We start from the raw sequence: 12,853 nt of genomic DNA, 5'->3' as shown, positions 1-12,853 counted from the left end.
CGGGGAACTTCGGGCCTATATAGTCGCGCAAAGACAAGAAGGGAAGAGGCGAATGCGCCACGGGATTTTAGCGCTGGTATTGTGGGTGTTCAGCGGTCTGATCGCACTGGCCGACGGCGAGAAGGCGGGCGAGTTCGACTACTACGTCCTGTCGCTCAGCTGGTCGCCCAACTGGTGCGCGCGTGAAGGCGATGCGCGCGGGTCGGACCAGTGCGATGCGCGGCATGATCACGGGTGGATCCTGCACGGGCTCTGGCCGCAATACCACAATGGCTGGCCGTCTTATTGCCCGACGGCCAAGGCGCCACCGTCGCGCGCGATGACGCGAGAGATGGCGGACATTCAAGGCACCTCTGGGCTGGCGTGGCACCAGTGGAAAAAGCACGGCACCTGTTCGGGGCTGTCTGCAGCGGACTACTACGCCTTGTCGCGGCGGGCTTATGAGGGCGTCGCCCGTCCACAGGTGTTCCGTCAATTGGACGCTTCGGTCAAGCTGCCCGCCTCGGTGGTGGAAGAGGCGTTTCTCAAGGCCAACCCCGCGCTGGAGCGCGACATGATCACCGTCACCTGCAAACAGGGCTATATCGAAGAGGTCCGCCTGTGCCTGTCCCGCGATCTGTCGCCTGTGCCCTGTGGCCTGGACGTGATCCGCGACTGCGCGGCCAAGGATGCGTTGTTCGACCCGATTCGCTAGAGCTTGCGGTTCTGGCAATCGCGCGCATAGTCCAGCGCTTTGGCCGTGCCTTTAAGGTCAATCGCCATCACAACTTCGCCTGCTGGGTTGTAGACGGTCATCGTCCTGTTCTTTGCGATTGCCTCGACAAAGCTGCGGTCGGTGAAAAAGACGGTGGCACCGGGCACATCGCGCTGGTTGAACCCGATGGCAGTGGCATCAAAGCTCTGGCCGTCCAGTTCAAAACGGATCGGATAGCTTTCGCCCTGTTTGATATCACCCCAAGCCTTGTTGTAGACGGCAAAATACCCGCGATTGTCCAACGCATCATAGCCGATACGCACGACCGAGAGGTCCTGATACACCGTCTGGATCAAGCACCCGTTGCCGAGCGCGGGGTCCATCATGATGTTCCAGCCGTCGACAAAGCCTTTGTCGATTAGCTGCTGCGAAAACGCAGTAGTGGCTGTAAAGGCGGCAAGTGCGGCAGCAAAAAGGCGTTTCATTACAGTTCCCAAAATCAAATGGACAAGGTCAAAGCCATAGTACACGCCGCGTGCGACAGGCAAAGGCCATTCTTGACTGATGTCGCCGCGAAGGAACACCTATGTGCATGGCGGAACCCGGCTTTGCCTTGCCAAGGGAACGCTTGAAACTTGGCTGTCGCACAATAGTTTTCGTCTCACAAAACAAGGAGCGAGCTATGCCGCAACATCCAAGAGCTTTCTCTCACATCGGATTGTCCGTTCCAAACGTTGACGAGGCTGTACAGTTCTACTCCGAAGTCCTTGGTTTCTACGTGATCATGCCGCCGACCGATGTAGTAGAGGACGATACGGATATCGGTGTCATGTGTACCGATGTGTTTGGTCCGGAATGGAAAAAACTACGTATTGCACATCTCGCGACTGCTGATCGCATTGGGTTCGAGCTTTTCGAGTTTGACGGGAATTATGTACCGGAAAACAATATCGACTTTCGCCGGAATGGTACGTTCCATTTTTGCGTCCAAGACCCGGATGTCGAAGGCTTGGTGGAAAAAATCGTTGCAGCGGGTGGCAAGCAGCGGATGCCAATTCGATATTATTACCCCGGTGAGAAGCCCTACCGTATGGTCTATGTCGAAGACCCCTTTGGCATTGTCTTCGAGATTTATAGCCATTCCTACGAATTGACCTACTCGTCGGGGGCTTACACCTGACATATGAGACCGAAGCTTGTGTGTGGCCGGAAGGGGCCAAAGCGTTCCGGATGCTGCCGTTTTGCTAAGTTCAGAGCTCTTTTCGTGCCCTCAGTGCTGCCGTAATTGTCCCGTCATCCAGATAGTCCAGCTCGCCCCCAATCGGCACGCCTTGGGCCAGTGAGGTCAGGCGGACCTGCCCCTCCAACTGATCGACTATGTAGTGGGCTGTGGTCTGGCCGTCTACGGTGACGTTCAGGGCGAGGATGACTTCGGTGATTCCTTCGGCCGTGACCCGGTCCTTGAGGCGCGGGATGCGCAGTTCGTCCGGGCCGACGCCGTCCAGTGCCGAGAGTGTCCCGCCCAGCACGTGATAGCGGCCTTTGAACACGCCTGCGCGTTCCATCGCCCAGAGGTCGGCTACGTCTTCGACTACGCACAGCTCTCCGGTGGCGCGGGCCTCGGCGTCGCAGATGTCACAGATGTCCATGGTGCCCACGTTGCCGCAGTTCAAGCATTCGCGGGCGGTGATGGCGACCTGCTGCATGGCGTCCGACAGGGGTGTCAGCAGCAGCGCACGTTTGCGGATCAGGTGCAGCACCGCGCGACGGGCCGAGCGGGGCCCAAGCCCCGGCAGTTTGGCCATCAGGTCGATCAGATTGTCGATGTCGCTGTTCGAACTCAACGCGTGTGCTCCTGCAAAAGGGCCGAGTTTGCGGGCCCGGCCTTTGGGTCGTCAGGAGTGTGTATCAGAACGGCAGCTTGATGTCTGCGGGCAGACCCATGCTTTCGGTCAGCTTGGCCATCTCTGCCTGCGCGCGTTCGGCGGCTTTGGTCTGTGCGTCCTTGATGGCGGCGAGGATCAGGTCTTCTACGACTTCCTTATCGTCGCCGTTGAAGATCGAGGGGTCGATGTCCAGACCTTTGAGTTCGCCCTTGGCGGTGGCAGTGGCTTTGACCAGACCTGCACCAGATTCGCCGACAACCATCAGATTGTTGAGTTCTTCCTGCATGTCGGTCATCTTGGTCTGCAGATCCTGCGCGGATTTCATCATCTTGGCCATATCGCCCAGACCGCCGAGTCCTTTGAGCATTACGTTTTCTCCTGCTAATCGGTTTGTCGCCTAGATACGGATAGCGCCCGCGCGGCACAAGGGGGCAGTGCCCTCCCGCCCGTCGTCGCGGTCTTTTGCAAGACCTCTCCTCCCGTTGGGCCCGGCAGAGCGCGGGCAACGCCCGCGCTCTGCCGGGCCCAAGGTCGCTCAGGGGTATCGGCGTCAGCCGATGGCCCATGGCGGGCGCGGGAGGGTTAGTCCTCCTCGAACGGGTCCCATTCGTCTTCGACCTCGGGCAGGGCTTCGGTTTCGACCTTGGCGGCGCGTTCTTCGGGGGTTTCGATGCGTTTGATCTTGGCTTTGGGGAATTGAGCCAGCACCGCCTGCACCAGCGGGTGCTGTTCCGCCTCGGCTTTCAACGCCAGATCGGCGGCGTCGCGGATTTCGGCGATGGTTGCTGCCTTACCGTTGGCGACAATCGTCACCGCCCACCGATTGCCGGTCCAGCGTTGCAGTGCGGTACCCATGCGAGCGGCCAGGTCGGTTGGGGCCGAGTCCGTCGGTGTGAATTCGATCCGTCCGGGTTGGTACGAAACCAGCCGGACACCGTTTTCGACCTCGACCAGCAGTTTCACATCCCGGTTGGTGCGGATCAGTTCGACCACATGTTCGAAGGTCGGGTAGCGGGCCAGAGCCGTCTGCACATCCTGCGCCAGTGCCGCCGTCGGTGCACCTGCTCCGCCGCGTACGTGTGGCGCATAGGCAGAGGCCACGGGGGCCTGCACGGCGTGCGGTGGGGCGCTCATTCCGCCGCCGGGTCCGTCATTGGGTGACGGAGGCGGGGTGTCTTGCAAACGTTTGATCAACTCTTCCGGGCTGGGCAGGTCGGCAACATGGGTCAGGCGGATCACGGCCATCTCGGCGGCCATCATGGCGTTGGGGGCGGCTGAGACCTCTTCCAGAGCCTTCAATAACATCTGCCACATACGGGTCAGGACGCGCATCGGCAGGGCCTCTGCCATTTGCTGACCGCGCGCGCGTTCGTCGGGGGACACGGTCGGGTCTTCGGCGGCATCCGGCGTGATTTTCACGACCGAGACCCAATGGGTGATCTCGGCCAGATCGCGTAGCACGGCCAGCGGGTCGGCGCCTTCGGCATATTGCGCGCCAAGCTCAGTAAGCGCCCCGGCGGCGTCGCCGCGCAGGATCATGTCCATCAGGTCCAGCACTCGGCCACGGTCGGCTAAACCCAGCATCGCACGCACCTGATCGGCGCTGGTTTCCCCGGCACCGTGTGAAATCGCCTGATCCAGCAGAGAGGTCGCATCCCGCGCCGAGCCTTCAGCCGCGCGGGTGATCAACGCCATCGCGTCCTCGGCGATTTGCGCACCTTCGGCCTCGGCAATGCGGCGCAGCAAGCCGATCATGTCTTCGGGTTCGATCCGGCGCAGGTCGAACCGCTGGCAACGCGACAGAACCGTCACGGGTACTTTGCGAATCTCGGTGGTAGCAAAGATGAATTTCACATGCTCGGGTGGTTCCTCAAGCGTCTTGAGCAGCGCGTTGAAGGCGCTGGTCGACAGCATGTGGACCTCGTCGATGATGTAGATCTTGTAGCGGGCCGAGGCCGCGCGGTAGCGGACGCTGTCGATGATCTCGCGAATATCATTGACGCCGGTGCGGCTGGCGGCGTCCATCTCCATCACGTCCACATGGCGGCCCTCCATAATGGCCACACAATGTTCGCACTGGCCGCAGGGTTCGGTGGTCGGCTTGCCCTCGCCATCGGGGCCGATGCAGTTCATACCCTTGGCGATGATACGGGCCGTGGTGGTTTTGCCGGTGCCGCGAATGCCGGTCATGATAAAGGCTTGCGCAATTCGATCCGCCTCGAACGCGTTTTTCAGCGTGCGTACCATGGCGTCCTGACCGACTAGATCGGCGAAGGTTTCCGGGCGGTATTTGCGGGCAAGAACCTGATAGGCGGGGCTGGGCGTGTCGGTCATATCTGCTCTGTCGGATTCGGAGTCCGATGCAGCGTAGTGACCCCTGCCGCCTACGTCCACAGCAGCAGCGCAGGAAATTCGATTTGCAAGCAAGGACGCAGGCGATACATCATCGGTGCAGATTGATCGGAACGTGCCATGAATAATTTCGCCATCTATTCCCTGCGACTGGGGCCGGGTCGTCTGGGGATATCTCCGCTGCCCGGCGCGGGAGGTGCCTATGCGGCCGATCTGAAGGCGGTGCAGGACTGGCGACCGGATCTGGTGATTTCAATGACCACAAGCTCTGAGATGAAAAACCTGGGAGCGGCGGCGTTCGGTGGCGATCTGGAGCGGCACGGGGTCGAATGGGCTCACCTGCCGGTCCAGGATTTTGGTGCGCCGGATGCGCGGATACAGGCCATTTGGTCCAATGTCAGCCAGCGGGCCCGTGCGCTGCTGTCCGGCGGCGGAGGCGTTTTGGTCCATTGTCGGGGCGGCTGCGGGCGATCGGGTATGGTTGCTTTGCGGTTGATGACGGATAGCGGACTGCCCGCAGATACCGCTTTGCAGATGCTACGGACAGTACGTCCCTGCGCCGTCGAGACCGAGGCGCAGATGGTCTGGGCCACTTCGGCGGCCCGGACGGGCAGCTGAATTCAGGCTGAAAGCTGGTGTTCGGTCGGCGCGGCTGGCTGGGGCGCCGTGGTAACCACTTCCATCATCGCGCAGGGCGGTGTCGGCAAAAGGCTGGCTGCGTGGGCGGTGAAATCTGCTCCGAACAACATATCCGCATAGCGATCCAGCCGCTCGGCCGGAGTGTCGGCGGCCACACCGCAGAACACCCGGATCTGATCGGGTTGGGCGCGAAACCGGGCCGAGCACCCTTCGGCGCAATGGGTCAAGTCGCTGCTGCCTTCGATCTCGAACGCATCGGTTGTTGCCGGACGGGCCGTGGCCATTGCATCCGTCAGGGCGCGTGCCATTCGGGCCAGTGCCGGGCAGGGGGCGCCGGTTTTTTGGCATACCGTCGCGGTGAATTCGTGGGTCTTGGTCTTCCAGATCATGATGCGCCCTCCGCGCGCTGGACGAGGGGCATGGATCAGGTGTGACAGCGTGCTGACGACCTGTCCCGGACACCCCGCCCGAGTTTCGGTTTTCGTTCGATGGCAGGTCTCCTGACTTGCGGGTCGTGGCTTTGCCGACCTTCCCAGCCTGTTGGCCAGTGGTATCTCGGCATTGCTCACCGCTTACAGTTGCGGGGGCAGTCTCGGCCTTGATCCGTTCCGGCAATGCCGGGCAGGATCGCACCGTGTTCCCTTTTCATCCCGCCCCGTGACCGGGGACGAGGACCATCACGCCACCGCTAACGGTTGAGCGGGCTTCGAGTCAAGCGCCATTGAAACCCGGCGCGACGCGGGGTCAATCTCCCTACGGCTTGACTCTGATGCCGGAACAGGGCCGACTGCACAGGTGAACTAAACAGTTTAGAGTGTGAGGCGCGGGCGATGTTGGACAACACGCATCCTGTTTTGACCGAAGATGTCCAGTTTCCGTCTGGTTCAGCGATGCTGTCGGGGCGGCTCTATCTACCTGCCTTGCCTCCCAAAACAGTTGTGGTGATCCATGCAGCGACCGGCGTGCCCCGCGACTATTATCAGCATTTTGCCCATTGGCTGGCGGCCGAGCAGGGCATGGCTTGTCTGACCTATGATTATCGGGATTTCGGCCATTCCCTGACCGGCCGATTGCAGGACTCGCAGGTAACTATGGCGGACTGGGCGCTGATCGACATGCCCGCTGCCCGCGCAGAAATGCGCAAACGTTTCCCGGACGCGGAACAATGGAGCATCGGCCATTCCGTTGGCGGAATGTTGGGCCCGGTTCAACCGGATATCGCGCAGATTGACCGCATGATCTGTGTTTGCTCTGGGCTGGTCACTCTGTCTGATCACCCGTGGCCGTACAAGGCACTGGCGGGGTTGTTCTGGTATGGCCATGCGCCGCTGGTTGTCAAAGCGGCGGGGTATTTGCCGGGCAGGGCTTTGGGCTTTGGGGCTGACTTGCCCGCGCGGGTCTACTGGCAGTGGCGTAAATGGTGCACGGCACCGACAAACTACCTGCCCGATTTGGGCAAGACCCTGCCCGAGGCGCACTGGGCCGGGCAGGATGTGCCGGTCGATCTGATCGCATTCGACGACGATCAGGTGGTGCCGCCCAAAGCGGTGTGGCGTCTGGCCGAGCTTTATGGCCCGAATGCGCGGCGTCGGCCGTTGTCACCGTCCGATTTCGGGGTGAAAGAGATCGGGCATATCGGCGTGTTCGCGCGCCGCAACGCAGCGGTCTGGCCGCATCTTATTGCCCAGGATCATGTGGTAGATAAGTGAGAGGTTGGACATCGACCCAAGCGGGGCTCGTTGTGGCTGCTTCCTTCCGGACCTGACCAGGTTGGCGAGGCGCTCGCCCGCGCCAACCTCTCAGCACGCGATATAGGCAAGTGCGGGACAAATGACAACCCGTCAGAGCGTCAAATGGATCAGCAGAAAACCGGCCTCGTCCTCTCCAGCGATGTTGGGTGCAAATTCGGTGATGTCGTCCAGATGCTGCCAGGCCTTGTGGCCTGTACGCATAACCGCCAACGCCCCGGCCACGGGGGACAGACGGAACGGACGCTCGAACATAGTGCCGGAATGAGGCCCGGCAGTCACGTAGTTTTTGACCAGATCTTGTAGGGGCAGAATCGGCAGCGGAACGCGCGTCGCCCGCCCGGCAAAGGGGAAGTGCCCACCGCCATTTGCGCGGTAATTATTCAACGCCACCACAAAGGTCTGCTCTGCATCCAAGGGTTGGCCTTCGAAACGAATCTCGCGGACGCGGCGGGCCGATGGGTGCAAAAGTGCCCCATCTGCGCCAAACCGAGCGGGCTGGCTAAGGTCGATCCGGTATGTCAGCCCATGCAGGACGTCAAAATTATGCCCTGCGCGGTCCGAGGCCAGCAGATCGCATCGTTGGCCGGGGATCATCCTGTTAAAGACGCCTGCGGACATTTCCAGCCAGTCTTCGATTTGCGAACCGGTGACGGCGACGGCCATCATCTCATCGGGAAAGACGTTCAAGTCCGTCACATGGCGCAGGCAGATTTCCCCGGCCGGGACGTCGGTAAAGAACCGAGGCCCGGCACGCCCGCCGAATTTCGACGGGGACACGGCAGACAGGATTGGGCAGTCCCGATAGTCCGTATCCTTCAAAAAAGGCCGCAACCCGGCGGTTTGAGCGGCGGCCACGAAAGCCAAGCCCCGGTCATAGCCGCAAAAGCTGAAATAGCTGTGCATGTGCTGCTGTACCTGTCCCACAGGTTCGGCCACCCGCCGCCGCGTCTCGGCGTGACCGGTGGCAAGTAGCTGCGTCAGTGCGGCGTCTTCATCTGACGCTTCTGTCGAAACCGAACGCACCTGCGCGTGTCCATGAAGTACCTGCCATTGGTCGTCCAGTGATGTGCCGAGGGTCAGGTCGATGACGCCCAGATATGACCCCGCCGCACCGGGCATCACGACGGGGGTGCTGTGCACCAGCCCGCGATCAACGTCGATATAGCCGCTGTATTCTTGTTCAGGGCTGGGAAAAACCATATGGGAATGCCCGCCCGCAATGGCGTCGATCCCGTCGATGGCGGCCAATGGTACCAACGCGTTTTCCATGCCGGGCGTGTCTTGCGCCGGACCGAACCCCGTATGCGCCAGCGCCACAACGATATCGCAGCCCAGTTCGTGCAGTTCAGCGACTTTGCGGCGCGCGCAGTCAAGGATGTCGCCGATCTGGACCGCACCTGCCAGCTTGTGCGCCTCCCATTTTGCGGTCTGGGGTGGCAGGACCGATAATATGCCGATTGCAAGCTCGTGCGCGTGCCCTTGGATATCGACCTGACGCCTGACAATCGTGTGCTCCTGCCAGACCTGCGGGCTGGTGGATTTGTGCGCATTGCTGCACAGAACAGGGCAGGGGGCGTGCCGCATGATCCGGTCCAGCACGTCCAGACCAAAGCCGAAATCGTGATTGCCCAGCCCAATGGCATCATAGCCCAGAAGGTCGAAGGCCTGCATCAGAACATGGCGCTCGGGGTGTTGAGCCACGGCCCAGTCGCCCAGCGGTGTGCCCTGGACCGAGTCGCCATTGTCCACCAGCAGAACCAACCCGTCCTGTACCTCGCTTCGGGCCTTGCGGATCAGGTCGGCGGTCCGGGTCAGGCCAATCGTCGGTTCGTGCCTGTCAGTGTAATAGTCATATGCCGTCAGATTCATATGCAGATCGGACGTGGCCAGAATCCGCAGTTGGACGGTTTGAGAGGAAGGAAAAGTCGGCACTACTCTACTTTAGGCAGTTTTATATTAATCATTTTCAACAAAAAGAGTGTTGCGTGCAATTTTCAAGGCGGACCTGCGGTCTTTCAGCGGCAGCGGGTGTTTTTTCGGAGTTCCATGAATACCCATTGCAACCCCAGAACCATCGTGGCAGCCCTATGCGCACAATCTGGGGGGCATGCAATGAAGAATGCAGAGTTTGTGACGTTCGGCGGATCAGGGCTGGACCGTGCGGCGCATATTCGGGGCGATGCCGACGCGCTGGCTGGCCTGGTGGCGGACCCGAATGCCAAATGCCTGCTGATATGGCGCGGCAAACCCCTTGTAGAGGGTGAGGCTTCGGATCGGTTGGGTCTGATCCCGGTGTCTCATGCGCTGGTCGAAAACGGACCGGGCGGAGTTGCGGATGGGCTGATTTTTCTGGGCCTGTCGGATGGTGTCCCGGTCTTTGCTGCCGATATCTCGAATTGGGAGCCTGACGGGCAGGATTTGTCCGAAGTAGGTGGTTTCGTGGATGGTTCGGAACAGCAGCATCCTGACCTGCCAGACGGGTTCGTATTTGCCGAACTGCGCCGGATCATGACATGGCTGTCCCCGCGTGATGCCGAGCTTGCGGCGACCGCCAAGGCGGTGATCGGCTGGCACGAAACCCATAAATTCTGCGCCCGCTGCGGCGCGGCCAGCGCGATGACGCAGGCCGGATGGCAACGAAGCTGCCCCACGTGCAGCGGCCAGCATTTTCCGCGCACGGACCCGGTGGTGATCATGCTGATCACCCATGGGGACTCGGTACTTATGGGGCGGTCTCCGGGTTGGCCCGAGGGGATGTATTCGCTGCTGGCGGGTTTTGTCGAACCCGGCGAAACGCTCGAAGCTGCTGTGCGCCGCGAAGTGTTCGAAGAGGCGGGCGTGCCCGTCGGCCCTGTCACCTATCTGTCCAGCCAGCCCTGGCCCTTCCCGGCCTCTTTGATGTTTGGTTGCGCGGGCCAGGCGCTGTCGCGTGACATCTCGATTGATCCCGTTGAAATTGAAGATGCCATGTGGGTCAGCAAGTCCGAGATGATGCAGGCCTTTGCCGGTGAGCACCCGGTTCTGAAACCTGCCCGTAAAGGAGCCATTGCACATTTCCTGTTGCAGAACTGGCTTGCAGATACGCTGGACTGACGAAATAGAGACGCAATAGATCAACGAACCAAAGGTCGGAATGCAGTTCGCAGTACAGGAAGATATTCAGGCACCGATCAACGCCGTTTTCGAAATGGTCGCCGATTTCGAACGGTTCGAACGTATGGCCATGCGCCGCGGGATCGAGGTGCGGCGGCTGTCCGGCCACACGGGGGTGGTGCCGGGCACCAAATGGCAGGCCGATTTCACCCTGCGGGGCAAGCCACGCCATGTTGAGATAACAATGGCACACAGCGACCCGCCCGCGCAAATGCGGTTCGAGGCAATCGGCAAAGGGGTCGGCGGTGTCACAGAGGTTGATCTTCTGGCTCTGTCCCAACGCCGAACCCGGTTAAGCGTGGATGTAACGCTGACGGCCAAATCCCTGCCCGCGCGGCTGTTTCTGCAATCGCTGCGGCTGGGCAAATCGCGGTTCCGGGCCCGGTTCCAATCCCGACTGACCGAATTCGCCCGCGAGATGGAGGAACGACACCTGCACGGGTCGTAAAACCGATATGAGCGATCTGATCCTGAGACAGGCAACCTCATACGACGCGCCGGGTATTGCTGGAGTGTTGCAAGCCCTTGTTTTGGCAGACAAGCGCAGCAAACCGGCAGATGCCGGGTTCGCCGAAACGCACTATGTCTCACATCCCGGTCAGATTCAGTGCCTTCTGGCGTTGGACGGGGACGAGGTGCTGGGGTTTCAATCGCTGAAGTAAGCGGTAGAGGGCAACCCCTATGGCGCGCCTGTCGGCTGGGGATTGATCGGCACGCATATTCGCCCTTCGACGGCTCGGCGCGGGGTCGGTCGGGCGTTGTTTCAGGAAACCCTGAAAGCTGCCCGTGCGGCAGGCCTTGTGGCGATCGACGCGACGATTGGCGTCAACAATGCGGAAGGGCTGGCCTATTATCAGGCAATGGGGTTCGTGGACTACCGCCGAATTGACGGCGCGCGCCGCAAATCCTTCACCTTGTGACCGCCGCCGGGTAAACGCCTAGCACTTCGACATTTGTGGTGAAATGCTCCAGCTCTTCCATCGCCAGTTGCACATTGCGGTCGTCGGGGTGCCCCACGATATCGGCATAGAACTGCGTGGCGGTGAATGAGCCGTCGACCATATAGCTTTCCAGCTTGGTCATGTTGATCCCATTCGTGGCAAACCCGCCCATCGCTTTATATAGCGCGGCAGGGATGTTGCGGACCTGAAAGACGAAGCTGGTGATCATTCCGTGTTCACCGCGCCGCGTGCGGTCTTCCTCGCGTGACATTACAAGGAAGCGGGTGGTGTTGTCGTCATTGTCCTCGATATGTCGGGCCAGAACGTTGAGGCCATAAATCTCTCCGGCCAGTTCGCTGGCCAGCGCGGCCGAGTGAAGTTCGCCCTGTTCGGACACTTCGCGCGCGGCGCGGGCATTATCGGGGCTGACGCGCCCGTGGATGTTGTGCTGTTTCAGAAAGCCCGCGCATTGGGGCAGCAGAACCAGATGGGAATGGGCCTCGGTAATATCGTCCAGCGTGGCACCCGGAACGGCCAGCAGGTTGATATGGACGCGGACAAAGGCCTCATCAATGATGTGCAGCCCGCTATGAGGCAGCAGGCGGTGGATATCGGCCACGCGCCCATAGGTCGTGTTCTCAACCGGCAGCATCGCCAGATCCGCCGCGCCCGAGCGCACCGATTCGATCACATCCTCGAAAGTACGGCAGGGCAGGGCCTCCATATCGGGGCGTGCGTTACGGCAGGCCTCGTGACTATAGGCGCCGGGCTCCCCCTGAAATGCGATACGTTTGGTCATTTGGTCGATTCCGTGCAACAAGTTCCAGAATTGGGCGTTTAGTCGCGGTGTCTATACCTTGCCTCTTGTCAGGGGAAGCCTTAGACACCCCGCAGACAGCTGAAATGGACTCGCGATCAATGTTCGACACGATGACAGTTACCAAGGCCGCCGCAGGCCTGTTTGGCACCTTCCTGGTGCTGCTTCTGGCCAAATGGGCCGCCGAAGGCCTGTACCATGCCGATGGTCATGGCGAGACGGCCTCGTACATCATTGAAACCGAAAGCGCAGGCGAAAGCGCCGACGGTGAGGAAGTGGTGTTCGAAGACCTGCTGGCCGCAGCCGACCCGGAAAAAGGCGCACGCGTTTTCCGTAAATGCACCGCTTGCCACAAGCTGGAAGACGGCGCGAACGGCACAGGCCCTTATCTGTATGGCATCGTTGACCGTCCGGTCGCGTCGGCCAATGGCTTCACCGGCTACTCGGCCTCGATGCAGGCCCATGGCGGCAACTGGACGCCCGAAGCGCTGGACGCCTTCCTTGAGCGCCCGAGCGCCTATATTTCCGGCACATCCATGAGCTTCGCGGGCCTGAAAAAGCCGCAAGAGCGTGCCGACCTGATTGCCTATTTGCAGACCATCGGCAACTGATCCTGCGAA

General features: G+C 60.8%; 16 protein-coding genes, 1 other RNA gene and 1 riboswitch. Of the genes, 9 read left to right on the top strand and 8 right to left on the bottom strand.

Annotated elements, in window-relative coordinates; genetic code table 11:
* The first annotated feature begins 52 nt into the window (after window positions 1–52).
* A complete protein-coding gene (locus AC2FJ6_RS16485) occupies window positions 53–694 on the top strand; it encodes a ribonuclease T2 family protein (RefSeq protein WP_170774711.1) in 642 nt (213 codons plus the stop codon).
* Here AC2FJ6_RS16485 and AC2FJ6_RS16480 read toward each other — a convergent pair.
* Window positions 691–1,179, bottom strand: coding sequence for a hypothetical protein (locus tag AC2FJ6_RS16480; protein ID WP_170774709.1), 489 nt, complete (start codon window positions 1,177–1,179; stop codon window positions 691–693). The two genes, AC2FJ6_RS16485 and AC2FJ6_RS16480, sit on opposite strands and share 4 nt — an antisense overlap.
* 197 nt (window positions 1,180–1,376) lie before the next feature.
* Between AC2FJ6_RS16480 and AC2FJ6_RS16475 the strand changes: the two genes are divergently transcribed.
* The gene (locus AC2FJ6_RS16475; RefSeq protein ID WP_170774707.1) at window positions 1,377–1,874 is read left to right on the top strand and encodes a lactoylglutathione lyase family protein; all 498 of its coding nucleotides are present in this window, start codon (window positions 1,377–1,379) and stop codon (window positions 1,872–1,874) included.
* Window positions 1,875–1,944: 70 nt separating this feature from the next.
* Here the strand turns inward: AC2FJ6_RS16475 and recR are convergent, their stop codons facing one another.
* From recR to AC2FJ6_RS16460, 3 genes are all read right to left on the bottom strand, one after another.
* On the bottom strand, window positions 1,945–2,538 hold the full coding sequence (gene recR, locus AC2FJ6_RS16470; RefSeq protein WP_170774705.1) for a recombination mediator RecR: 594 nt from the start codon (window positions 2,536–2,538) through the stop codon (window positions 1,945–1,947).
* A 64-nt stretch (window positions 2,539–2,602) separates the two neighbouring features.
* Window positions 2,603–2,947, bottom strand: coding sequence for a YbaB/EbfC family nucleoid-associated protein (locus AC2FJ6_RS16465; RefSeq protein WP_170355334.1), 345 nt, complete (start codon window positions 2,945–2,947; stop codon window positions 2,603–2,605).
* A 215-nt stretch (window positions 2,948–3,162) separates the two neighbouring features.
* Window positions 3,163–4,914, bottom strand: coding sequence for a DNA polymerase III subunit gamma/tau (locus AC2FJ6_RS16460; protein ID WP_170774703.1), 1,752 nt, complete (start codon window positions 4,912–4,914; stop codon window positions 3,163–3,165).
* A gap of 138 nt (window positions 4,915–5,052) precedes the next feature.
* Here AC2FJ6_RS16460 and AC2FJ6_RS16455 point away from each other — a divergent pair, with 138 nt between their 5' ends.
* Complete coding sequence (locus tag AC2FJ6_RS16455; protein ID WP_496669534.1) at window positions 5,053–5,550, top strand: protein-tyrosine phosphatase family protein; 498 nt, start codon at window positions 5,053–5,055, stop codon at window positions 5,548–5,550.
* Window positions 5,551–5,552: 2 nt separating this feature from the next.
* On the opposite strand, the gene AC2FJ6_RS16450 is transcribed toward AC2FJ6_RS16455, so the two are convergent.
* Window positions 5,553–5,960, bottom strand: a complete 408-nt coding sequence (locus AC2FJ6_RS16450; protein WP_170774699.1) for a hypothetical protein — start codon at window positions 5,958–5,960, stop codon at window positions 5,553–5,555.
* Window positions 5,961–6,044: 84 nt separating this feature from the next.
* Window positions 6,045–6,265, bottom strand: a riboswitch (cobalamin riboswitch).
* Window positions 6,266–6,401: 136 nt separating this feature from the next.
* On the opposite strand from AC2FJ6_RS16450, the gene AC2FJ6_RS16445 reads away from it, so the two are divergent.
* On the top strand, window positions 6,402–7,280 hold the full coding sequence (locus tag AC2FJ6_RS16445; RefSeq protein WP_496669532.1) for an alpha/beta hydrolase family protein: 879 nt from the start codon (window positions 6,402–6,404) through the stop codon (window positions 7,278–7,280).
* On the opposite strand, the gene ffs is transcribed toward AC2FJ6_RS16445, so the two are convergent.
* Together ffs and AC2FJ6_RS16435 are read right to left on the bottom strand one after the other, a co-directional pair.
* An RNA gene (ffs, locus tag AC2FJ6_RS16440) (signal recognition particle sRNA small type) lies at window positions 7,275–7,373 on the bottom strand. The two genes, AC2FJ6_RS16445 and ffs, sit on opposite strands and share 6 nt — an antisense overlap.
* A gap of 39 nt (window positions 7,374–7,412) precedes the next feature.
* A complete protein-coding gene (locus AC2FJ6_RS16435; RefSeq protein ID WP_496669530.1) occupies window positions 7,413–9,254 on the bottom strand; it encodes a bifunctional 2',3'-cyclic-nucleotide 2'-phosphodiesterase/3'-nucleotidase in 1,842 nt (613 codons plus the stop codon).
* A 180-nt stretch (window positions 9,255–9,434) separates the two neighbouring features.
* Between AC2FJ6_RS16435 and nudC the strand changes: the two genes are divergently transcribed.
* Genes nudC through AC2FJ6_RS16415 form a run of 4 tightly spaced genes read left to right on the top strand, consistent with a single transcriptional unit; the run spans window position 9,435 to window position 11,395 of the window.
* Window positions 9,435–10,415 carry an NAD(+) diphosphatase gene (gene nudC, locus AC2FJ6_RS16430; RefSeq protein ID WP_480877110.1) on the top strand — a complete coding sequence of 327 codons (981 nt, stop codon included), beginning with the start codon at window positions 9,435–9,437 and terminating at the stop codon, window positions 10,413–10,415.
* Window positions 10,416–10,455: 40 nt separating this feature from the next.
* Window positions 10,456–10,923, top strand: a complete 468-nt coding sequence (locus tag AC2FJ6_RS16425) for an SRPBCC family protein (RefSeq protein WP_480877107.1) — start codon at window positions 10,456–10,458, stop codon at window positions 10,921–10,923.
* Between the two features lie 7 nt (window positions 10,924–10,930).
* On the top strand, window positions 10,931–11,137 hold the full coding sequence (locus tag AC2FJ6_RS16420) for a GNAT family N-acetyltransferase (protein ID WP_237218063.1): 207 nt from the start codon (window positions 10,931–10,933) through the stop codon (window positions 11,135–11,137).
* Between the two features lie 42 nt (window positions 11,138–11,179).
* Complete coding sequence (locus AC2FJ6_RS16415; RefSeq protein WP_496669528.1) at window positions 11,180–11,395, top strand: GNAT family N-acetyltransferase; 216 nt, start codon at window positions 11,180–11,182, stop codon at window positions 11,393–11,395.
* Here the strand turns inward: AC2FJ6_RS16415 and AC2FJ6_RS16410 are convergent.
* A complete protein-coding gene (locus tag AC2FJ6_RS16410) occupies window positions 11,385–12,215 on the bottom strand; it encodes a prephenate dehydratase (protein WP_170774687.1) in 831 nt (276 codons plus the stop codon). The genes AC2FJ6_RS16415 and AC2FJ6_RS16410 overlap by 11 nt on opposite strands.
* Window positions 12,216–12,334: 119 nt before the next feature.
* Here AC2FJ6_RS16410 and AC2FJ6_RS16405 point away from each other — a divergent pair, with 119 nt between their 5' ends.
* On the top strand, window positions 12,335–12,844 hold the full coding sequence (locus AC2FJ6_RS16405; RefSeq protein ID WP_170775003.1) for a c-type cytochrome: 510 nt from the start codon (window positions 12,335–12,337) through the stop codon (window positions 12,842–12,844).
* Window positions 12,845–12,853: the final 9 nt, after the last annotated feature.

The organism is Ruegeria sp. CDSA089, from assembly GCF_059612205.1.
This window is presented reverse-complemented; position numbering and strand designations above follow the sequence as displayed.